Below are 20,354 nucleotides of genomic sequence, written 5' to 3' on the forward strand. Positions count from 1 at the left end.
GCTTCGCATCTATGAAATGTTCTATGCCCGGTGAGCAGGGGGACCACACCCGTGAGAGGACTGGAAAAAGCATGACCCTTCAAAGCCGCGCCGCGATCTGTTCGGGGCCTGAGGCTCCCTTCGAAATCGCGCCCGTCGCACTTGATGCGCTGCGTCCCGATGAACTGCGTGTACGCATCGTGGCCTGCGGTATCTGCCACACTGATCTCGCCGTGCGCGATCGCCAGTTGCCCGTCCCCGTGCCCGTCGTGCTTGGCCATGAAGGCGCCGGGATCGTCGAGGCGGTGGGGGCGGACGTCACCGCCGCCAAGGTCGGCGACCGGGTGGTGATGAGCTTCAATTCCTGTGGCCATTGCCCGAGTTGCGCCGATCACGCGCCGACCTACTGCTATGATTTCTTCCCCGAGAACTGGTCGGGCACCCGCGCCGATGGTTCGCCCACGCTGTTTCGCGACGGCGAACCGCTCAACGGCAATTTCTTCGGTCAGTCGAGCTTCGCCACCCACGCCATCGCGCACCAGCGCAACGTGGTCAAAGTGCCCGAGACGATGGACGATGTTCCGCTCGACATCCTGGCGCCGATCGGCTGCGGCCTGATGACCGGGGCGGGCGCGGTGCTGCGCTCGATGCAGGTACGCGCCGGGCTGCCGCTTGCGGTGTGGGGCGCGGGCACGGTGGGGATGGCCGCGATCATGGCGGCCCGGATCGCCGGGGCCGGTCCGATCATCGCCATCGACCTGCACGACAGCCGCCTCGACCTCGCGCGCGAGCTTGGCGCGACGCACACCATCAACGGGCGCGAGGACGTGGCGGCGAAGATCCGCGAGCTGTGCCCGGCGGGGCTTGGCTACGCGTTCGACACGACCGGGGTGAACCGGCTCATCGAAGGCGCTTTCAACCTGCTCGCTCCCAAGGGCGTGATCGGGCTCGTTGGCGCCTCAGCGCCCGATGCCGAACTGACTTTCAACGAAAGCGCGTTGATGGGCGGCGGGCGCCGGGTCATGGGCATCCTGGGCGGCGACAGCGATATCGTCACCTTCCTGCCCGAACTCATGGAGCATTATCGCGCGGGCCGCTTTCCGTTCGACCGGCTGATCGGCCACTTCGCCTTCGAGGACATCAACGCGGCGATCGCGGCGAGTGAGAGCGGGGCCGTCATCAAGCCGGTGCTGCGGATTTCGCCCGAGGGGTGAAACCGGACGTTTGAATTTGTCCACGCCGCCTAAACAGTCCGGGTTCAAGGGATAATAACCCCTTGAACCCTCTTCCTGCTGCCTACGATTTCCCCCAATCGCGCACATAGGCGTCGAGCCTGGCCTGGAACCCGGCGCGTTCGGACAGCGGCAGCCAGGCAGTGTCGAAGGCGTTGCGTTCGATCCGCACGAGTTCTTCCATCGAGAGCGCGCTGCGCACCTGCGTGCGGGCGAGCGCGTCGGTGATGTATTCGCTCGCCATGTAAGCCGGATCGTCCGAGTTGATCGAGATCTTGAGCCCGTTGTCGAGCATCGCGCGCACCGCATCGATCGGGCCGCTGGCGCCGCGCACTTGTCCGGAGAAGCTGGGGCACACGGTGAAGGGGATGTTGCGCTTGCGCGCCTCAGCCATGAGTTCGGGGGACTGGACCACGTTGACCCCGTGATCGACCCGGTCGAGCTCCATCTCGACGATGACCTGGCGCAAGTGGTCGAGCGTGTTTTCCTGGTTCGCATCGCAGTGCGCGGTGGTCCTGAGCCCGGCGGCCTTGGCCTTGGCGAAATGCGCGGCGAACTTGATCGGCGGGTTGTCCTTCTCGTCGGAATCGAGCCCGAGCCCGACGAGGTACTGTTTCATCGGCAGCGCGGCGTCGAGCACGGCCATCGCGGTGTCGGCGGGCAGGTCGCGCACGATGCACAGGATGAGCTGCGAGCGAATGCCGAGCTTCGCCTCGGCGTCTTCGCGTGCGCGGGTGATGCCGCCGATCACGTCCTCGATCGCGACGCCGAGCTTCACGTGCTCCTGGGGATCGAAGAACATCTCGGCGTAGAGCACGTTCTGGCTCGCCGCCTTGGCGAGATAGGCGTAGGCGAGATCGTGGAAGTCCTGCTCCTTTTGCAGCACTTTCATGCCGTCGTAGTAGATGGCGAGGAAGCTGGGCAGGTCGTGGTACTTGTAGCTTTCGCGCAGCTGCGCGGCGTTGGCGTAGGGCAGGTGGACGCCGTTGCGTTCGGCCAGCCTGAACTTCATCTCGGCCTCGAGCGTGCCTTCGAGGTGGACGTGGTATTCCGCCTTGGGCATCCCCTGGATGAAGCGCAGGACTTCGTCCGACTGCGGCAAGCCGCTTGGCTGCCCTTGCGCGAAGGCGGGCAGCGCGCCGAGCATGGGCAGGCCCATCGTGGCGGCCATGAAGCCTCGTCTGTTCACCATGTCGCTGTAATCCCCCTGAAAAGCCCTGCGGCGCACTTGGCACGGCGTGGGCGGCGAGGTCCAACACCAATTTGCGGACGGCGCGTTGCTTCAAATGGGGTGGGGCGCGGGTTGGCCATGATGCAAAAAGGGCTGCCGTTCGCGGGCAGCCCTTTTCGTTTTCGTCGCCGAGAGGCGGGTCAGGCGGGTTCGGCCTCGAGGCTGACCGCGTTGATGATGTGCGCCTGGGTGTATTCCATGAGCCCGGCCAGCCCGTGTTCGGAGCCCAGGCCCGACTGCTTGGAGCCGCGGAAGGGAATGTTGGGATCGATCGCGAGGTGCTGGTTGACCCATACCGTCCCCGAATCGATGCGGCGTGCAACGTCCATCGCGCGCAGCTGGTCCATGCCCCAGACCGTCCCGCCAAGCCCGAACGGCGAATCGTTGGCGCGGCGGATGACGTCCTCGATATCGTCGTAGGTCAGCACCGGCAGGACCGGGCCGAACTGCTCCTCGGCCACCAGCGGGGCATCGTCCGACAGGCCGCCGATGACGGTCGGCGCGATGTAGTAGCCCGGCTTGTCGGGCGCGCTGGCCTCGGCGATCAGCGTGCCGCGCGCCTTGGCATCGGCGATCAGCGCCTTGACCTTGTCGTACTGCATCTTGTTCTGGACCGGGCCGACGGTCGCGCCCTGCTTGGACCCGTCGTCGACCACGGCGGCCTGCGTCAGCTTGGCGATCTCTGCGCAGAATTCGTCGTACATCGCGCTTGGCACATAGGCGCGCTTGATCGCGACGCAGATCTGCCCGGCGTTGGCCATCGCCCCGTTGTAGACCTTCTCGGCGGCGATCCTGGCGGGCACGTCGTCAAGCACGATAGCCGCATCGTTGCCGCCCAGTTCAAGCGTCACGCGCTTCACGCCTTCGGCGGCCGAAGCCATGACCTTCTTGCCGGTCGCGGTGGAGCCGGTGAAGGAGACCTTGGCAATGTCCGGGTGCCCGGTCAGCCTCGGGCCAAGCTCGTTCTGGTCGCACACCACGTTGAACACGCCCGCCGGGAAGATGTCGGCGGCAAGTTCGGCCAGCAGCAGCGTGGTCAGCGGGGTCGTCGGCGCGGGCTTGGCAACCATGGTGTTGCCGGTGATGAGGCAGGGCGCCATCTTGCCGACCAGCAGGATCACCGGGAAGTTCCAGGGCGTGATCGCGGCGCACACGCCCAGCGGCGTGCGATGCTCGATGATCGTGTTGCCACCTTCGTCGCGCATGGTCTGGTCGGGCAGGCGCATCCCCGCGATGGCGCGGATGGTGTAGATGCTGCCGCCGATCTCATACATCGCCTGGTCGAGTGGCTTGCCCTGTTCGGCGGTGAGCAGGCGGCCGAAATCCTCGATCCGGGCCTCCATCGCGTCGGCGAGGCGGTGCAGGCAGGCGCCGCGTTCGTCGGCGCTGAGCGCGGCCCAGGCGGGCTGGGCGGCTTTGGCCGCGGCAACCGCGCGGTCGAGCATCGCTTCATCGGCGCGCGGGCATTGGGCAAAGGCTTCCTCGGTCGCGGGGTTGATGACGTCGAAGCGGGACACGCCGTCGACCAGTTCGCCCGCCACCAGCAGCTTGAAATCGGTTTTCACGATCGCTCTCCTTGTTTAGCGATAAGGCGCCAGGGGATCTTTCCCGTTGTGGGGCGCATTGTCGCGCAGCCCTTTCTCTTGGCTGCGGTTTTATGTACGCCCGGCATACATAGTTGGCAAGCTGGGTTCGAAGTGTGGGCGGCAGGAAAGGCAGCGAGGGGGTGAACGCGCAATGAAAGTGGGCAGCGATCTTGCCGGGCAGCTCGGATTTCAGGTCCAGATGCTGCAGCCCGCCGCGCACGAGGCCGCGCGCGCCGCGCTGGCGCATCTCGACATCAGCCCCGCGCGGGCGACCGCGCTGCTGCTGATCCGCGCCAATCCGGGGTGCACGCAGTCGGCGCTGGGCGCCGCGCTCAACGTCAACCGGTCGAGCGCGATGAAGATCGTCGACCAGTTCGAGGGGCGCGGGCTTATCCGCCGTGCGCCGAGCGCCGATCCGCGCGCCCACGCCCTCGAACTGACGGAGGCAGGCGAGGCGTTCACCCGCCAGCTCGACGAAGCGCTTGCCGAGCATGAAACGCGCTTCTTTTCCGTGCTCAGCGTGGCAGAGCGAAAGGCGCTGCTGGGGATGCTCCAGCGTCTGCGCGGCGGGGCGGGCTGAGGTCCGGCAAAAGGCGGGAGGGCGCTGTACCCGGCGTCGCCTCTCTTGCACGTTATGTATCCTTAGGATACAAAAGCGCGCTTGCCGGACGAACCGGCCAGTGCCGCGCCGAACGGGCGTATCCAGTGGGAGAGTGTGCATGGCCCTAGAGCCTGTTGCCGTTGCCGAGCGTGTCGAGCGTGCCGCGATCGATCGTCTTCTGAGCCCGCGCAGCGTCGCCATCGTGGGCGCGTCGGACCGGCCCGGATCACTGGGCGCTTCGGTGCTCAAGAACCTCCTCGATGCCGCTTTTCCCGGAGCGATCCATCTCGTCAATCCCAAGCGTGACACGATCGGGGGGCGCGCCTGCGTGCCCGATGTCGCGGCGCTCCCCGAAGGGATCGACGCGGCCGTTCTGGCGATCCCGCAGGCGGGCGTGATCGATGCGGTTCGCGCACTGGCTGCGCGAAAGTGCGGGGCGGCGGTGATCTTTTCGGCCGGATTCGCCGAAGACGGGGCCGAGGGGCTCGCCCGGCAGGAGGAACTGGGCCGCATCGCGCGCGAGGCGGGGATGGTGATCGAGGGGCCCAATTGCCTGGGCCTCGTCAATTTCGACGCCAATGTCGCGCTGACCTTCGTCGAACTGCCTCCGGCGCGCGCGAAGGGCGCGCGCAAGATCGGCGTGGTCTCGCAATCGGGCGCGATGGCCGCCGTACTGGCGACAACGATGATCGCGCGCGAGGTTCCGCTTTCGTGCTACATTTCGACCGGCAACGAGGCGGCGAGCGGGGTGGAGGACTATCTCGACCATCTCGCCGGCGATGCCGGGACCGCGGTGATCGCGATGATCGTCGAGCATTTCCGCAAGCCCGCCGCCTATCTCGCTGCCGTCGCCAAGGCGCGTGCGGCGGGCAAGCAGGTGGTGCTGCTGCATCCCGGATCGAGCGAGGCGGGGCGCGAGAGCGCGGCCACTCACACCGGCGCGATGGCGGGCGATCATGCGGTGATGGAAACGCTGGTGCGCCACGCCGGGGTGATCCTTGTCGAGGGGCTCGAGGAACTGGGCGATGTCGCCGAGATCGCGCTGCGCTGCCCGCGTCTGCCCGGACCCGAGCTTGCCGTGGTCTCCGAATCGGGCGCGCTCAAGGCGATGATGCTCGATGGCGCCGAGGCGCAAGGGCTGGCCCTGCCGCGGCTTGGCGACGCGGATAGTCCGGCGCTGCGCGCGGCGCTGCCGCCCTTCGTGCCGGTGAGCAATCCGCTCGACATCACGGCGATGGGGCTGGTCGATTCCACGCTCTACAACCGCACGATCGCCGCATTGGCGGGCGATGATCGCATCGACACGATCCTTGTCCCGCTAATCCAGACCGACACGCACACCAGCCACGTCAAGTTTGCCGCGGTGGGCGAGGCGATCCGTGATCTGGACGGGGCCAAGCCGCTGGTGGTGGCCGGTGTGGATGAAGGCGGGGGCGTGCTGGCTGAGGACATTGCTGCGCTTCGCGCGCTGGGCGTGCCCTATTTCCCGACGCCCGAGCGCGCGCTCAAGGCCCTGGCCCGGCTGGCGGCGAACCGGGACGACACCGGCGCAGGCGAGCCGCTGGCACCGATCGCGATCGCCGGGCCGCAACCGGGCGAAGTGTTCCCCGAATACCGCGCCAAGGTGCTGCTCGGGCCCCATGGCCTGCGCTTTTCGCCCGGCGCCCTGGCAACGAGCGAGGAGGAGGCGTGCGCAATTGCGGACCGGCTGGGCTATCCGGTGGTGCTCAAGGCGCAGGCCCCCGCGCTCAGCCACAAGAGCGATGCGGGCGGGGTTCTCGTCGGGATCGCCGACGAGGCCGCGCTGGTTGCCGCCTGGGCCAGGATGCACGCCGATGTCGCCGCGGCGCGCCCCGGTCTCGTGCTCGACGGTCTGCTGGTCGAGGCGATGGGGCCACGCGGGGTGGAGATGATCGTGGGCGCCCGGCGCGATCCCGACTGGGGGCCGGTGCTGCTCGTCGGGTTCGGCGGGGTGGCCGCCGAACTGCTCCACGATGCGGTGCTGCTGCCGCCCGACCTTACCCGCGCCCAGATCAAGGCGCGCATCCTGACGCTGCGCATGGCGCCGCTGCTGCGCGGCTTTCGCGGCAGCCCGATGGCCGATCTCGACGCGCTGGCCGCCACGGTCGAAACGCTCGGCGCGGTGGTGCGCGGAACGCCCGGTATCGCCGAGGTCGATCTCAACCCGGTGCTGGTCCTGCACGAAGGAGAGGGCGCGCTTGCGCTCGATGCCCTGATCTCGGGTTAGGGCGTAAACTCGTAAAGGACGCCCTAGGTTGCGTAGCGAGCGAGCGTTCCTGTGGCTCGGCTCGTCGTCGCGGGTGGGAACGGACGGGCGATTAGTGCGCTCGGGTCAGGGCGTGTGCGACGGAACAACGTCGGAAGGAAGTTTCCCATGATCCGCAAGCTGATGACCGCCGCTGCCGTGTGCAGCGTGCTTTCGATCACCCCCGCGATGGCCGCAACGGTGTGCAAGGATGCCCATGGCAAGGCGATCCGCTGCACCGGGCATGGCGCGATCAAGGTGGTCAAGGACAAGAAGGGCGTATGCAAGATTGCGGCCGGTTCGAAGAAGGGCGCCGTGACGCCTTGCCCCAAGTGATGGGGGCATGATCCGCCTCAGGCGGGTTGCGAAAAAGGCCGCTTTCCCGGTTGGGAAAGCGGCCTTTTTCGGTGAAGGATGACTCGGCCGGGTTTCAGCTTTGCGCCTTGGCGCGGTCCTTGTCGTAGGCGCCAAGGCCGGGCTTGTAGCTCTTCTCGTCGATGAACTGGCGGATGCCTTCCTTGCGGCCTTCGGTCTTGTCGTGGAAGTTCATCGCTTCCTGCAGGCGCACGAGGTAATCCTCGGCCTCGTCGTAGGTCATCAGGCCGACGCGGCGCACCGCGTCCTTGGCGAACTTGAGCGTGACCGGGTTCTTCTGGAGCAGCATCCGCGCGACCTCGGCGGTGCGGCTCTCGAGCTGGTCGGCGGGCACGCATTCGTTGACGAGGCGCATTGCGCTGGCCTGCGCGCCGTCGATCAGGTCGCCGGTCAGCGTCAGCCACATGGCATCGCGCATCGAAAGCAGGTCGACCACGACCTTGGTCACCCCGCCGCCGGGCAGGATGCCCCAGTTGATTTCGGACAGGCCGAACTTGGCCTCCTGCGAGCAGATCGCCAGATCGCAGGCGAACAGCGGGCCGAAGCCGCCGCCGAAACACCAGCCGTTGACCATCGCGATGGTCGGCTTCTGGAACCAGCGCAGGCGGCGGAACCAGCCGTAGCTTTCGCTTTGCGACTTGCGCACGCCGCGCAGGCCATTGGCTTCGGTCTCGCGGAAGTATTCCTTGAGGTCCATGCCCGCCGACCACGCGGTGCCCTGGCCGCCGAGCACCAGCACGCCGACATCCTCGCGGTATTCGATCTCGTCAAGCACTTCCATCATGCGGCGGTTGAGCTTGGGGCTCATCGCGTTGCGCTTGGCCGGGCGCGAGAACCACACCCAGGCAATGCCGTCCTCGACGGTGTAGATTACGGTATCGGCTTGCTCTTCGCTCATCCTTGGAGTCCTTTCCCGGCTTGGTTCTTTTTGTATCCTGAGGATACAATATAGCGCGCGCCGATCAAGCGAAACCCTCAGGCGAGGTCCTTGCCGCGCGCCATCGCGGTAACGATCGCGAGCATCAGTGCGAAAGCGCCGCCCAGCACCAGGCCGAGCGGCTGGAGCGAGACCGGCGGCCAGAGCGCGACCGCGCCGCTGGCGATCGCGGTCACCGCAAGCTGGATCGTTCCGAGCAGCCCGGCCGCAGAGCCGATCCCCTCGCGCACTGCGTCGAGCGCGCTGGTGGCTGCGGGCGTCAGCACGAAGCCGGCGATGACGAAAAGCAGCACCGAATAGGCCTGGAACAGCGCCAGCGGCACGCCGCCGGGCAGCGTTACCGCGCCGAGGCCGAGCAAGGCCGTTGCCCCAAGCGCGGCCAGCGCGGCGCGGATCGCCAGCCGCGCCGGGCCCAGCCGCTTGAGCAGGTGGGGGGCGGCCTGCGTGGCCGCGATGGAGGCCCCCGCGTTCAAGGCCAGCAGCAGGCTGAACCACACCGGGGGCAGACCATAGACGCCCGAATAGAGAAAGGGCGCTGCGGTGACGAAGGCGAAAGGCACTGTCGTTGCAAGTCCGGCGACAAGCGCCCAGCCGATGAAGCGCGTGTTGGCGAGCAGTGCGCCGAGCGCGCGCGGCAAGCCGCTCCAGTCGGCGACGCGGCGCGCCGGTTCGAGCGTTTCGGGCAGGAAGACGATCACGCAGACCGCCGCAACGAGCCCGGCCCCCGCCAGTACGCCGAACAGCCCACGCCAGGACACGAGCTGGAGCAGGCCACTGCCGAGCAGTGGGGCAAGCATCGGTGAGAGGCCGATGACGAGAAAGGTGAAGGCCATCAGCCGCGCGGCGTGATGGCCGCGGTGCAGGTCGCGGATGATCGCGCGCGCGCTGCTCGTCCCGGCGCAGGCGCCCATGCCCTGCACGAAACGCAGCGCAACGAGCTGGTCAAGGCTGGTCACCGCCGAGCAGGCGAGCGAGGTAAGCACGAACAGGCCCAGCCCGCAGACCAGCGGTACGCGCCGTCCGAAGCGATCCGCGAGCGCGCCGATCGGAATCTGCGCGAAGGCGAGCCCGAAGAAGAAGGCCGAGAGGGTGCGCTGCACCGCATTTTCGGACCCGCCAAGCGCGCTGGCCATGTCGGGCATGGCGGGCAGGTAAAGGTCGATCGCCAGCGGGCCGAGCGCGGAAAGGAATCCGAGCGCGATTCCGAAGCCGAGGCTTGCTTGCACGGGCCGTCCTGCCTCCACGGGGGCAGCGGACGGCGATTCGGGACGAGGGGCGGCGCTCACGCGCGCTCGCGGCGAAGCTGAGGGGCGATCATCATAATAACGAATGTTATAGTATGTGCGTGCAACGAATCAAGCGCCAACCCTATCCGCACGCGCTTCGGGAACGGCGCTGCCGCCCCGCAAAAAAAGCGCAGGGCCGCGTGCCGGGGCGAGAGATGGACAATCTCTTCAATCCCCTGGTCCTGGTTTGCGACGTCGGGAAAGGGGCCCGATCAGTCCGTAAGGTCGGGCCTGGTCCCTTCTAGGAACAGCGAGCGGCCTTCGCCGTCGGTCTCTTCGAGCGTGTCGATAAGCGTGGAGAGGATATGGTCGAACATGGCCACTTCGTGCGGCTTGAGCTGCGAGAGCAGGTAGTCGGCCACGCGGTCGGTCTGCGGGCGCATGATGGTGTAGAGCCGTTCGCCTTCTTCGGTCAGCGAAAGCCGCTTGCGGCGCCGGTTGGTCTCGTCCCGCTCGACCCTGACACGGCCGTGCTTTTCGAGCGCGGCAACCGCGCGCGAGACGCTCATCGCGTTGACGCCGGTGCGTTCGGCCAGTTCGTGGCTGGCCGAATGGGGAAAACGCCCGATCAGCATGAGCATGCGAAATTCGTTGATGCTGATCTTGTACTGGTGTTCCAGGTTGATCGAGAAGGGCGCCATCAGCCGGTTCGAGAGCTTGAGCAGGCGGTGCAGGATCTCGGCGTGCGGGCTCACCGGGGGGAGGCCTTCGGGCGTTTCGCCATCGGTCGGGATCGCGGGCGAGTTCGGCTCGGTTTCACGCATTCCTAGCCTGTGCGCCGAGCGCCGGTCGCTTGTCAAGATAATCACGAATGTTACTTGTTGACCCGATGGTATGACGCGACGCGCGCGCCGGCGGGGTTATTCCATCAGCGCGCAAGTCACGCCGGTGAAGCGCCCGTTGGCGACATGGTAGTGGATGCTCTGGCGCAGCTCCTGAACTTCGCCCGCACGAATTGGAAAGAACCGGTCGAGCCCCTCGGCGGCAAGCGCCTGGGCGGTAAGATCGCGCCGCGCTTCGATGCGTATCACGCCTTCGAGCGCGACGAGCTCGTCGCTCGCGGCGAAGCGCTCGATGGTCAGGCTTTCATCGACGTAGCTATGCAGGAACGCGTAGAAGCGCTTGAACGCCGCGCGGTCCGGCAGGTCGACGCCGAAGAAGGCGAGCCGCGCACCGGGGGCGTAGAAATCATAGACGGCATCGTAGTCGCGTGCGTTGAAGGCGGCGGCATAGCGCTCGTAATCCTCACGGGTCATCGTGGTTCTCCCACTGGTTGTGCGCGTCACGGCGCGCTTGCCATATGTGATAACGATCGTTACGGTTAAGCGCAACGACGGTCAGGCTCTTGCGCCCCAAGGCCGCGCAAGGGAGAGCACGATGTCCGCAACCGCCGCGCGCGAAGGGCGCGCCTATACCGCGCAGGAACAGGCCAATATCGCGCATGTGCGCGCGATGATCCGCGAGGTGCTCGATGCGCTCGATCCCGAAGCGGTCGAGCGGTTCATCGTGCCCGGCTACATCCAGCACAACCAGATGGTGGGGCAGGGCAGCGAGCCGCTCAAGCGCTTCCTGCGCGAGGCGAAAGTCCATTCGCCCGAGCCGGTCCACGACATCAAGCGCATCTTCGCCGATGGCGATCACGTCATCGTCCACTACCACTTGCGGCGTTGGCCCGGCGATACGGGCTATGCCATCGTCGACATCTTCCGGCTGGAGGAGACCATGGTGGTCGAGCACTGGGACGTGATGATGGAGGTTCCTGGCGACAGCCCCAATCCCGTGGGGCCGTTCTGACATGGCGCGCGCGGATCGCTTCACGGCAAAGCGCGTCGTTGTCCTGGGCGGCAACAGCGGGATCGGGCTTGCCTGCGCGCAGGGCTTCGCGGCCGAAGGCGCGCGGGTCTGCCTGACCGGGCGCAACCCCGAGACGATCGCGGCCGCACTCGCGACGATCCCCGGCGCGCGCGGTGAAAGCGTGGACATCGCCGATCTGGCCGCGATGGACGCCTTCTACGCGGGCGTCGCGCAGGAGGAGGGCGGGATCGACGTGCTCCTGGTCAACGCCGGGATGGGGGGCTTTGCGCTGATCGACACGCTGACGCCCGATTACTGGGATGAGGTCCACGCGATCAACCTGCGCGGCTGCGTCTTCGCGATGCAAAAGGCGCTTGCGCTGATGGGCGAGGGCGCGGCGATCGTGGTCACCGGGTCGATCGGTGGGCACGCTTTCGTACCGGGCAATCTGGCCTATGGCGCGGCCAAGGCCGGGCTCGCGCTGGCCATGCGGCAATTCGCGGGGGAGTGTGTAAGGCGCGCAATTCGCGTCAACATGGTCAGCCCCGGCCCGATCGAGACCCCGCTGCTCTACCGCAACCCCGGTATGGACGAGCGCGCGGTGGCGGGGCTGCGCGAACAGATGATCGCCGCCGTGCCGATGCGGCGCATGGGCACGGCGCGCGAAGTCGCCGATGCCGTGCTTTTCCTTGCCTCGCACGAGGCCAGTTTCATTACCGCTGCAAACCTGATGGTCGATGGCGGCGCTCTCGAGATCGGATGAGGATCAGTCAGGATGACGCACGACACCACGCCCTTTGCCGGGCCTTTTTCGACCATCGACAACCCGCGGCTCGAATTCGCGATGGAAGTGCGGCTGACTTTCCCGCGCGTGCAGATGATCGCCAATACGCCGGCTGGTGGCAACCGCACCGCCGTCTATGTCGAGGGGGGCACGTTCGAGGGGCCGCATCTCAAAGGCCAGGCGGTGCCCGGATCGGGCGGCGACTATGCCTATTTCCGGCCCGACGACGTGGCGGTGTTCGACGCGCGCTACATGCTGGAGGAGGACGACGGCACGCTCATCCTGCTCAACAACCGGGGGTTCCTGTGGGGGCGCAAGCCCGGCACGATGGAGCGCCTGCGCGACTGGGCGTTCAAGGGGGGCGAGCCGGTCGAACAGCAGGAATATTACCTGCGCGGCAACCCCAGTTTCGAATGCCCGGTGGGCAAGCACGACTGGCTGACCAAGCACGTCTTCATCGGCGTGGGTGAGCGGCGCGCGGATGGCAATCTCTTGCGGTACTATGCGTTGATCTGAAAGCGTCCGTCTGTGGTGCGCCCGCCGCGCTGCGACTAGTGGATTGATTTTGACATTTGAGCGCGCCCTATCCGATAGGGTATCAAATGTCAGAATCGAACCACTAGGTTCGTTACGCTCCCCAAGTCTCGCTGTCCCTCCCGCACGCGGGAGAGGGAAGGCGATTATACCCTCCCGCTGGCGGAAGGGCCGGAAGGCTTGGCACCGAAGGGACCTGGCCNTTACGCTCCCCAAGTCTCGCTGTCCCTCCCGCACGCGGGAGAGGGAAGGCGATTATACCCTCCCGCTGGCGGAAGGGCCGGAAGGCTTGGCACCGAAGGGACCTGGCCGGACGGGGTGGGCGGGAACCCGCCGCAATCAGTCGTTCCGATCACCTCCAAATCTGTCCACGCAGCCTAGTGGTTCGATTCGCCGCGACCGCCCGCCCAGCGCCTTGGCGCGGTAGAGATCGGCATCGGCGAGCGTGAACAGCTGGCGCGGTTCGCGCGGCGCGTTCGGATCGTCAAGCGCGAGGCCGAACGAGACATGGATCGGCAGCGCAGAGCCCTGCCAGTCGAACGGCCGGTTGAGCCGGGGAAGTGCGCGCAGCAGACGGGCGCGCAGGGCGTGGTGGTTGTCCGGGCGGGGCAGGATGAGCGCGAATTCGTCGCCGCCGATGCGGGCGGCCAGCCGCGCGTCGGAAAAGACCTCGCGCAGTCGCGCGCCGAAGACGCCAAGGCAGGCGTCGCCCGCAAGGTGGCCCCAGCAATCGTTGAGCGCCTTGAACCCGTCGAGGTCGAACAGCACCAGTGCCGTCGCCTCGCCAAGGGGGGCGCTGCCCGGTGGCGGCTCGAGGAAGGCGTGCTGGAAGCGCTGGCGGTTGGCAAGACCGGTCACCGCGTCGGTATAGGCCAGCCGTTCGAGATCGCCCAGGCGCTGGCGTTCGGCGGTGATGTCCTGTTTTGTGCCGAACAGGCGCACCGCCTGGCCGCCGCGCACTTCGACGCTGGCGCTGATGCGGATCCAGCGTTCGAGCCCGGTGCCGGTCTCGATCTGCGCTTCGAGGCAGAACGCCGAGCGGTTGCGGATCGCGCGTTCCCGCACGCTTTCCAGCAGGGCGCGTGAGGAGGAGGCGTACATGTCGAGCGTCATGCGCCGGTCGACCGCGACGCCCTGGTCGAGCCCGAACAGCGCGAAGGTCCCTTCGCTCCAGCGCAGCGTCTCGCTGCCGAGGTCGCAGGAGAACATGCCGATGCCTTCCTCGGCGTCGGGCTGGATGGCGCTCGACGTGGGCTGGGTGGGCGGCGTGGGCAGGGCGCCGATGGCGTTGCCGCCGGCGCGCGAGATCGAGAAGAGTGCTTGTCTCTGAGCCATCACGCGCCGTGCCGTTATCGAATGCTGATAGTGCAATCGTTTAATAGTGAACACTTAACGGCGTGCTAACGGTGTTTTGACTGTGCGGTTACGCCGGGGCTGGTTCGGGGATCCAGACCGCGCCCTTGATATGGTCGATCAGCCCTTGCGCGTTGACGCGGTAGAGGATCAGGAACTCCACCTCGACGCGGGCGCCCTGGGGGACCACCGCCATGCCGGTGTAACCGTGCGCGGCCAGTACCTGGGCTGATAGGTCCTGCAGCCCCTCGAACGCGATGACCACGTTGGCGACGAACCCATCCTGGCCCGGATAGTACCCGCACAGGCGCACGGTTTCGCGGCAATAGGCGTGGAAGAAGGCGTAGAAGCGCCGGAACGCTTCCTTGCCGCGCACCGCGAAACCGGCGTTTTCGAGCACGAAGTCATCGGTGAAGAAGGCTTCGAGCGCCGCATAGTCGCGCGCGTTGAAGGCGGCGATGTAGCGCTGGTAATCTTCGCGCGAGGGGACGGGCACGCTCAAAGCTGCGCGGGCATGGCGTCGAGCAGCAGTGTCTTGCTTTCAAGGAACGAGGACAGCCCCTCGATCCCGCCTTCGCGGCCCACGCCCGATTGCTTGAAGCCGCCGAAGGGCAGCCCGAATTCCAGCCGCATGCCGTTCTGTCCGAACCCGCCCGCGCGCACCTGGCGCCCGATGCGGTAGGCGGCTTCGTGGTCGGTGGTCAGCACCGAGCCGTTGAGCCCGAACTGGCTTTCGTTGGCGATGCGGATCGCGTCGTCCTCGTCCTCGGCCGGGATGAGGGCGAGAACCGGGCCGAAGATTTCCTCCTGCGCGATGCGGCTGGTGTTGTCGACGTGGGCGAACAGGGTGGGTTCGAGGAAGTAGCCCTTGTTGAGGCCCGCCGGGCGCTGGCCGCCGGTGACGAGCTGCGCGCCGTCCTGCTGGCCGATCGCGACATAGCTTTCCACGCGTTCGAGCTGGCGCTTCATGGCGAGCGGGCCGAGCTGGGTGTCGGGCGCGGTGCTGGGGCCGATCTTCACTCCCTTCATCACCCGCGCGATGGCTTCGGCCAGTTCGTCGTGGCGTGACTTGTGGACGATCGCGCGGCTGAGCATCGCGCAGACCTGCCCGCTCATCACGGTGATCGTGTTGCCCAGGATCGCGGCGGCGGCATCGATGGGGAAATCGTCGCGCACGATCGCGGCCGACTTTCCGCCCAGTTCGAGGGTGCAGCGCGCGATCCGCCCGGCGCAGACCTCGCCGATGCGCTTGCCCGCGAGCGTCGATCCGGTGAAGCTCACCTTGTCGACGCCGGGGTTGTTGACGAGGTGGTCGGACGCCTCGCGCCCGCCGCAAACCAGGTTGATGACGCCGGCAGGGATCCCGGCGGCGTCGGCCGCTTCGGCCATGATATAGGCTTCGAGCGGGGTTTCGGGGGAGGGTTTCATGATGACCGTGCAGCCCGCGACAAGCGCGTAGGCGACCTTGCTCGACAGGATGCCGAAAGGGGCGTTCCACGGCGCAATGCAGGCCGCGACGCCGACCGGTTCGTAGGCGACCAGCGCGGTGTCGACCATCGTACTGGGGCGGCGCACGACGAATTCGAAATCGCGCCCGAGCGAAGCGATGAATTGGATCGTGGCGATCGCTCCGCCGTGCATCTGCGGGGCGAAGCTGGCAAGGCCGCCGACTTGCGCGGTCCACGCCGCGCACAGTTCCTCCTGGCGCTTTTTGAGTTCCTGCGCCCAGCGCGTGACCATCGCGCCGCGTTCGGCCGGGGCCATGCGCGGCCAGGGGCCGGTGTCGAACGCCGTGCGGGCCGCTGCCACCGCGCGGTCCATGTCGGCCGCCGTCGCTTCGGCGACGATGCTCACCACCTCCTCGCTGTTAGGGCTCACCAGCGCGATCCGGTCGGTGCCGGTGGAATCGACCCAGGCCCCGTCGATGTAGAGCTTTTCAGGATTGCGGATGTCTACGCCTTTGGGGGTCATCGCGGGATTCCTCTTCCATACAGGTTGCGCGCCTTCGTGAATCCGTCGGGCGGGTGGGCGCGCGTCTTGCTAAAACGATAACGAGCGTTACGATGTGGTGCAACGCCCAAAACGCATAGTCTGCGTAGAAAATGGGAAGAGCGCTCGCGTCCAGCGCTGGGGAGAGGATCGAACACGATGCACGACAGCGCGAGCCGGGCCGAACCGGCGCAGGGCCCATCCGGGGCAGACCCGTCCTTGGTCGGAGAGCCCGCGCCGTCACCGTCACCGTCACCGTCACCGTCACCTTCGGGGCGGCGCAGCCGGGGCGTGTCGCTGGTGCTGTGCGGCGCGGTCATGCTGCTCGACGGGTACGATCTGACCGCGATGCCGCTGGCTGTGCCGCATCTCGGCCCGCTGCTGGGCCTTGCCCCGCAGGGGTTCGCGCTGGCGCTGTCGGCGGTGCTGCTCGGGCTTGGGCTGGGGGCGGTGACGCTGGCGCCGCTGGGCGATCGGTTTGGTCGGCGGCGGGTGATCCTGGCGGCGCTGCCGGTGCTGGCGGCGGCGACGTTTGGCACTGCGAGCGGGCGCACGCTGGAGGCTTTCGCCGCGTGGCGTCTGCTGACCGGGCTCGCGCTGGGCGCGTGCCTGCCGAACGTGACCGCGCTCAGCGCCGAACTGGCCCGGCCGGGACGGCGCGCGAGCACGATGAGCGTGGTTTCCATGGCGATCCCGCTGGGCGCGGCGGGCGCGGGGCTGATCGTCCCGCCGCTGGTGGCGCTGGCGGGCTGGGCAGCCATCTTCCTGCTGGCGGGCATCGTGACGCTGGTTCTCTTCGTAGCGCTGTGGCTGGGGCTTGCCGAAGCGCCGCAGATGGCCTCCACCGCGTCGCAAAATACCCGCATCGCCGCGCTCTGGTTGGCGCTGCTGGCGCCCTCGGTGCGGCGTGTCACCGGGCTGATCTGCGCGCTCTACGCGCTCAACGCTGGCGTGCTTTATTACGTCAATTCGTGGGTGCCCACGGTGCTGCCCTGGGCCGGGTTCCCGCTCGCCAGCGCGGCGCACGCGGTCGCGTTGCTGCAGATTGGCGGCATGGCCATCGCGCTCGTCCTGGCGCGGCTGCTCGACGCGGGGCGCGGGATTGCGGTCCTTGCGGCAAGTTATGCGGTGATCGCTGCGGCGCTGCTGGCGTTCGGCCTTATCGCGCCGACGCGCCTGGGCTGGGGCGCGCTGTTGCTGCTGGCGGGCGGCGGGGTGGCGGGTGTCCACGTCGCCATCCTCGCGCTGGCCTCGCAGTGGGTCGCGCCGCGCCTGCTGTCGAGCTTGATCGGGATGGCGGTGGCGCTGGCGCGGATCGGGGCGATTGGCGGCCCGTTGCTGGGGGGACTGGTGGTGGCGCGGGTTCCGGCCGAGCCCGCCGGGGCGAGCGCTTTCTTCGCGCTTGCCGCGGTCCCGGTGGCGGCGTGTCTGGGGCTGGTCCTGCTCTTGCGCCGGACCGCCCCGCGGCGACCCGCCCAGGGTAACTCAGTCGAGCCTTAGCGTAAAGTCGCGCGCGCCTTTCCACGCGGTCAGCATCGGGCGGTAGTAGGCGCGGTAGGGCCACAGCAGGACGGCGTTGAACAGCACGGTGAGCGCGCCGAACACCACCTCGACGACGCCCCATTCGAGCGCGAAGTTCCAGTAGGCGATGACCACCGTGAGGGGGACCGCGGCGGCCGCGACGAGTGGCATCAGCCGGTCGGCGAGGACCAGCACGGCGATCGCGATCTCGGCCACCTTGACCCAGGCGAACAGCCCCGAATGGATCAGGGCGAGCGTGAATTCCTGGCCGAGCGCGGTGTTGCCCAGCGGCTGGAGGTCGAAGGGGGTGAAATACTCCACCCCCGAGAACAGATACCAGCCGCCAAAAACCATCCGACTGACATGGTAGAGCGTGCGCATCATGGCCTTCGCGCTCCTCAGAACGAACGGCGCAGCGCGACGAACCACTCGCGCGGGCGTCCCACCGCGCCGGTGACCACGCCGTAGTTCGAATAGTTGTCCGCCTTGCCGGTATAGTAGAATTTGTCGAACAGGTTGGTGATCGCGCTGCTCAGTTCCCAGTCGCCGTCGTGCGAGGCGTAGGTCAGGCGCAGGTTGAACAGGCTGCGCGCGGCGACCTTGTTGGTGTCCGCGTTGACCGAGTTGAAGTAGAACGCGGACTGATAGGTCCAGTCGAAGCGGGGGGTCAGCGTGCCGATCCCGTGGCCCAGGTCCGCCTTGTACTGGACCCCTGCGCTGCTCTGCCAGGACGGGTTGAACGGCGCCTTCATGGCGAGCGAAACCCCGGTCGAGGCGTCCACGCTGGTGTACTGGAAGTGGAGGTAGCCGAACGAACCGTCGATCTGGAGACCGTCGAGGGGTTCGGCGAACAGTTCGCCCTCAAGCCCCCATACATGCGCGTTGCCCGCGTTGGCCGGCTCCGAACAGGTCGACAGCACGCTTTCGCTGCAGGTGTAGCGGTTGATCTGGATGTTCTTGTAATCGTTGTAGAAGAACGTGCCGTTGAAGCGCAGGCGGCGGTCCAGCAGGTCCGACTTGAAGCCCGCTTCGTAAGTAACGAGCGTTTCGGGATCGAAAGTCACGATCTGGTCGACGACGTAGGGGCGCGGGTTGGTGCCGCCGCCCTTGTAGCCGGTGGCGACCTGCGCATAGACCATGAGTTCGGGGCTGAAGCGGTAGTTGGCACCCAGCCGCCAGTCGATCCGGTCGCCCGTGTAGGTGCTGCTCTGGTCGTTGAGCCCGACCACCAGCAGGTTCACCAGCGAAGCGCCGTCGGGCACGCTGCCGTCGGTGTTGCTGCGGTGGAAGACATAGGTCTTCTTGTCGTCGGTGTAGCGCAGCCCGCCGATGAGGTTGAGCGCGTCGGTCAGGTGCAGCTCGCCATGGACGAAGGCCGAGGTCGAGCGGTTGGTGACCGGATCGTCCTGAATGAAATCGAGCTGCGAGGTGGGCAGCAGGACGCGGCCGGTGATGCGATCCCTGGCGTTGTAATAGTACCCGCCCACGGTCATGTCGGCGAGCGTGCCGAGCTGCGCGGAGAGGCGCAGTTCCTGCGTGAACTGCTTGTGCCCATAGGTGAATTCCTGGGTCAGCAGCGAGAGCGGTGAACCGTCCAGGTCGATGCCGGTCTTGCCGTGCGCCTCGCGGTAGGCGGTGATCGAGGTCAGCGCGAGATGATCGCCCAGCTGGTAGTCTACATGGCCCGCCACGCCCCAGGCCTTTGCGGTGTTCTCGGGGCTGGTGGTGAAGCTGCCGGGCTCGACCTGGTAGGGCCCGAAGACCGAATCGTAATTGCCCCCGCTCGCGTAGTTGGCGTAGCTGGTGTACGAATGCGCGCCGGTGATGAAGCGGCTGTCGAACGGCACGCCCGCGCTGGCATCGTCCGCGACGTAACTGCGCACGGCCGAGTTGTCGGCGGCGATCAGCTTGGTGGCGACCTGTTCGGAATTGTTCTGCGAATAGTCTCCTACAAGGTTGATCTCGAGCGGCGAGCCGTCGGGCTGGTAGCGCAACGCGAGGCGTCCGCCGTGAATGTCGATGCCGCCTTCGGTGCCGGTCTTGCAGCTCTTGCTGCCCGTCGTCGCGGTGATGCCCGAATCCGGATAGAGGCAACCATAGTCGAGCAGCGTCATGTACCCGTCGGTGTGCTTGGACATTCCCGAAACGCGCGCGTAGAGCCCGTCGGCGATGGTGAAGTCGGCGCTGCCCTTGAAATCGAGCCGGCCGTAGCTCCCCGTGCTTGCCTCGAGGAAGCCGCCGCCGTTGCCGTCGGGCTTCTTGCTGAACAGCTTGATCGAGCCACCGATCGAGTTCTTGCCCGACAGCGTGCCCTGCGGACCGCGCAGGACTTCGACCCGGTCGAGATCGTTGAGTTCGAGGATCGCGCCGAACGTGGTGCCGTAATAGACGTCGTCGATGTAGATGCCCACGCCCGGTTCGAGCGCGAAGCTGGAATCGTTCTGGCCGATGCCGCGGATATAGGCCTGGATCGCGCTGCCGTTGAGCCCGGTCGCCTGCGAGAGGTTCACGTTGGGCGCGATCGCGGTGAGATCGGTCACGCTCTCCACGCTCTTGGCTTCCAGCTCCGCGCCGCTGGTCGCGGTGATCGCGATCGGTGTGTCCTGCAGGCGCTGCGCACGGAACTGCGCGGTGACGATGATCTCGGGAATGCTGGCCCCGTCACTGGCCCCGTTACTGGCCCCGCCCCTGGCCGGAGCGTCGGCGGCTGGCGGGGTGGAGGTGGTCTGGGCCTGGGCGAGACTGGCCGCGCCGGTAAGGCCGGTGGTGAGGGCGATGATCGCGGTCATCGTCCGCCGGGCAGGGGTGATCGTGGCTCGTGCCATGCTGGTTGTCCTCTCCCTAATGCCGCCGGAGCAGGGCCGGGGATGGCGGGTCCTTGAGGCC

Annotated in this window: 19 protein-coding genes; 8 read left to right on the forward strand and 11 right to left on the reverse strand. The window is 67.2% G+C overall.

The annotated features are described in order from the left end of the window. Positions 1-71 precede the first annotated feature (71 nt). Entirely contained in the window at positions 72-1,193 is a 1,122-nt protein-coding gene (locus MTR62_RS03550) for an NAD(P)-dependent alcohol dehydrogenase (RefSeq protein WP_244017009.1), read from the forward strand. Between the two features lie 82 nt (positions 1,194-1,275). Here the strand turns inward: MTR62_RS03550 and add are convergent, their stop codons facing one another. Both add and MTR62_RS03560 read right to left on the reverse strand, forming a co-directional pair. After that, the gene (add, locus tag MTR62_RS03555; RefSeq protein WP_244017011.1) at positions 1,276-2,403 is read right to left on the reverse strand and encodes an adenosine deaminase; all 1,128 of its coding nucleotides are present in this window, start codon (positions 2,401-2,403) and stop codon (positions 1,276-1,278) included. Between the two features lie 179 nt (positions 2,404-2,582). Then, positions 2,583-4,007 carry an aldehyde dehydrogenase family protein gene (locus MTR62_RS03560; RefSeq protein WP_244017012.1) on the reverse strand — a complete coding sequence of 475 codons (1,425 nt, stop codon included), beginning with the start codon at positions 4,005-4,007 and terminating at the stop codon, positions 2,583-2,585. Between the two features lie 172 nt (positions 4,008-4,179). Here MTR62_RS03560 and MTR62_RS03565 point away from each other — a divergent pair, with 172 nt between their 5' ends. The 3 genes from MTR62_RS03565 to MTR62_RS03575 all read left to right on the forward strand — a co-directional run bounded on the left by MTR62_RS03565 (position 4,180) and on the right by MTR62_RS03575 (position 7,231). Continuing rightward, positions 4,180-4,608, forward strand: a complete 429-nt coding sequence (locus MTR62_RS03565) for a MarR family winged helix-turn-helix transcriptional regulator (protein ID WP_244017014.1) — start codon at positions 4,180-4,182, stop codon at positions 4,606-4,608. A 139-nt stretch (positions 4,609-4,747) separates the two neighbouring features. After that, positions 4,748-6,877, forward strand: a complete 2,130-nt coding sequence (locus MTR62_RS03570) for an acetate--CoA ligase family protein (protein WP_244017016.1) — start codon at positions 4,748-4,750, stop codon at positions 6,875-6,877. A gap of 147 nt (positions 6,878-7,024) precedes the next feature. Continuing rightward, positions 7,025-7,231: a hypothetical protein gene (locus tag MTR62_RS03575; RefSeq protein WP_244017018.1), complete on the forward strand. Its 207-nt coding sequence runs from the start codon at positions 7,025-7,027 to the stop codon at positions 7,229-7,231. Positions 7,232-7,325: 94 nt separating this feature from the next. Here MTR62_RS03575 and MTR62_RS03580 read toward each other — a convergent pair whose 3' ends face one another. From MTR62_RS03580 to MTR62_RS03595, 4 genes are all read right to left on the reverse strand, one after another. After that, positions 7,326-8,168, reverse strand: a complete 843-nt coding sequence (locus MTR62_RS03580; protein WP_244017020.1) for a p-hydroxycinnamoyl CoA hydratase/lyase — start codon at positions 8,166-8,168, stop codon at positions 7,326-7,328. 77 nt (positions 8,169-8,245) lie between these two features. Beyond that, complete coding sequence (locus MTR62_RS03585) at positions 8,246-9,433, reverse strand: multidrug effflux MFS transporter (protein WP_244017022.1); 1,188 nt, start codon at positions 9,431-9,433, stop codon at positions 8,246-8,248. Between the two features lie 272 nt (positions 9,434-9,705). Then, positions 9,706-10,257, reverse strand: a complete 552-nt coding sequence (locus MTR62_RS03590) for a MarR family winged helix-turn-helix transcriptional regulator (protein ID WP_244017024.1) — start codon at positions 10,255-10,257, stop codon at positions 9,706-9,708. Between the two features lie 96 nt (positions 10,258-10,353). Continuing rightward, on the reverse strand, positions 10,354-10,749 hold the full coding sequence (locus tag MTR62_RS03595; RefSeq protein ID WP_244017026.1) for a nuclear transport factor 2 family protein: 396 nt from the start codon (positions 10,747-10,749) through the stop codon (positions 10,354-10,356). A 121-nt stretch (positions 10,750-10,870) separates the two neighbouring features. On the opposite strand from MTR62_RS03595, the gene MTR62_RS03600 reads away from it, so the two are divergent. From MTR62_RS03600 to MTR62_RS03610, 3 genes are read left to right on the forward strand one after another with little or no spacing between them, the layout of a single operon-like run. Further along, positions 10,871-11,287 (forward strand): nuclear transport factor 2 family protein, encoded by a 417-nt coding sequence (locus MTR62_RS03600; protein ID WP_244017028.1) that lies wholly within the window; start codon positions 10,871-10,873, stop codon positions 11,285-11,287. 1 nt (position 11,288) lies between these two features. Continuing rightward, positions 11,289-12,050 carry an SDR family oxidoreductase gene (locus MTR62_RS03605; RefSeq protein ID WP_244017030.1) on the forward strand — a complete coding sequence of 254 codons (762 nt, stop codon included), beginning with the start codon at positions 11,289-11,291 and terminating at the stop codon, positions 12,048-12,050. Positions 12,051-12,062: 12 nt separating this feature from the next. After that, positions 12,063-12,587 (forward strand): DUF3237 domain-containing protein, encoded by a 525-nt coding sequence (locus MTR62_RS03610; protein WP_244017033.1) that lies wholly within the window; start codon positions 12,063-12,065, stop codon positions 12,585-12,587. A 357-nt stretch (positions 12,588-12,944) separates the two neighbouring features. Here the strand turns inward: MTR62_RS03610 and MTR62_RS03615 are convergent, their stop codons facing one another. The 3 genes from MTR62_RS03615 to MTR62_RS03625 all read right to left on the reverse strand — a co-directional run bounded on the left by MTR62_RS03615 (position 12,945) and on the right by MTR62_RS03625 (position 15,929). Next, positions 12,945-13,940 (reverse strand): GGDEF domain-containing protein, encoded by a 996-nt coding sequence (locus MTR62_RS03615; RefSeq protein ID WP_244017034.1) that lies wholly within the window; start codon positions 13,938-13,940, stop codon positions 12,945-12,947. Between the two features lie 88 nt (positions 13,941-14,028). Continuing rightward, the gene (locus MTR62_RS03620) at positions 14,029-14,454 is read right to left on the reverse strand and encodes a nuclear transport factor 2 family protein (protein ID WP_244017100.1); all 426 of its coding nucleotides are present in this window, start codon (positions 14,452-14,454) and stop codon (positions 14,029-14,031) included. 2 nt (positions 14,455-14,456) lie between these two features. Continuing rightward, entirely contained in the window at positions 14,457-15,929 is a 1,473-nt protein-coding gene (locus MTR62_RS03625; protein WP_244017036.1) for an aldehyde dehydrogenase, read from the reverse strand. Positions 15,930-16,238: 309 nt separating this feature from the next. Between MTR62_RS03625 and MTR62_RS03630 the strand changes: the two genes are divergently transcribed. Next, a complete protein-coding gene (locus MTR62_RS03630) occupies positions 16,239-17,447 on the forward strand; it encodes an MFS transporter (RefSeq protein ID WP_244017038.1) in 1,209 nt (402 codons plus the stop codon). On the opposite strand, the gene MTR62_RS03635 is transcribed toward MTR62_RS03630, so the two are convergent. Then, positions 17,433-17,852, reverse strand: coding sequence for a hypothetical protein (locus MTR62_RS03635; RefSeq protein ID WP_244017040.1), 420 nt, complete (start codon positions 17,850-17,852; stop codon positions 17,433-17,435). The two genes, MTR62_RS03630 and MTR62_RS03635, sit on opposite strands and share 15 nt — an antisense overlap. A gap of 14 nt (positions 17,853-17,866) precedes the next feature. Then, the gene (locus MTR62_RS03640; RefSeq protein WP_244017042.1) at positions 17,867-20,293 is read right to left on the reverse strand and encodes a TonB-dependent receptor; all 2,427 of its coding nucleotides are present in this window, start codon (positions 20,291-20,293) and stop codon (positions 17,867-17,869) included. Between the last annotated feature and the right edge of the window lie 61 nt (positions 20,294-20,354).

The organism is Novosphingobium organovorum (assembly GCF_022832435.1).
In the GTDB taxonomy this organism is placed as follows: Bacteria; Pseudomonadota; Alphaproteobacteria; order Sphingomonadales; family Sphingomonadaceae; genus Novosphingobium; species Novosphingobium organovorum.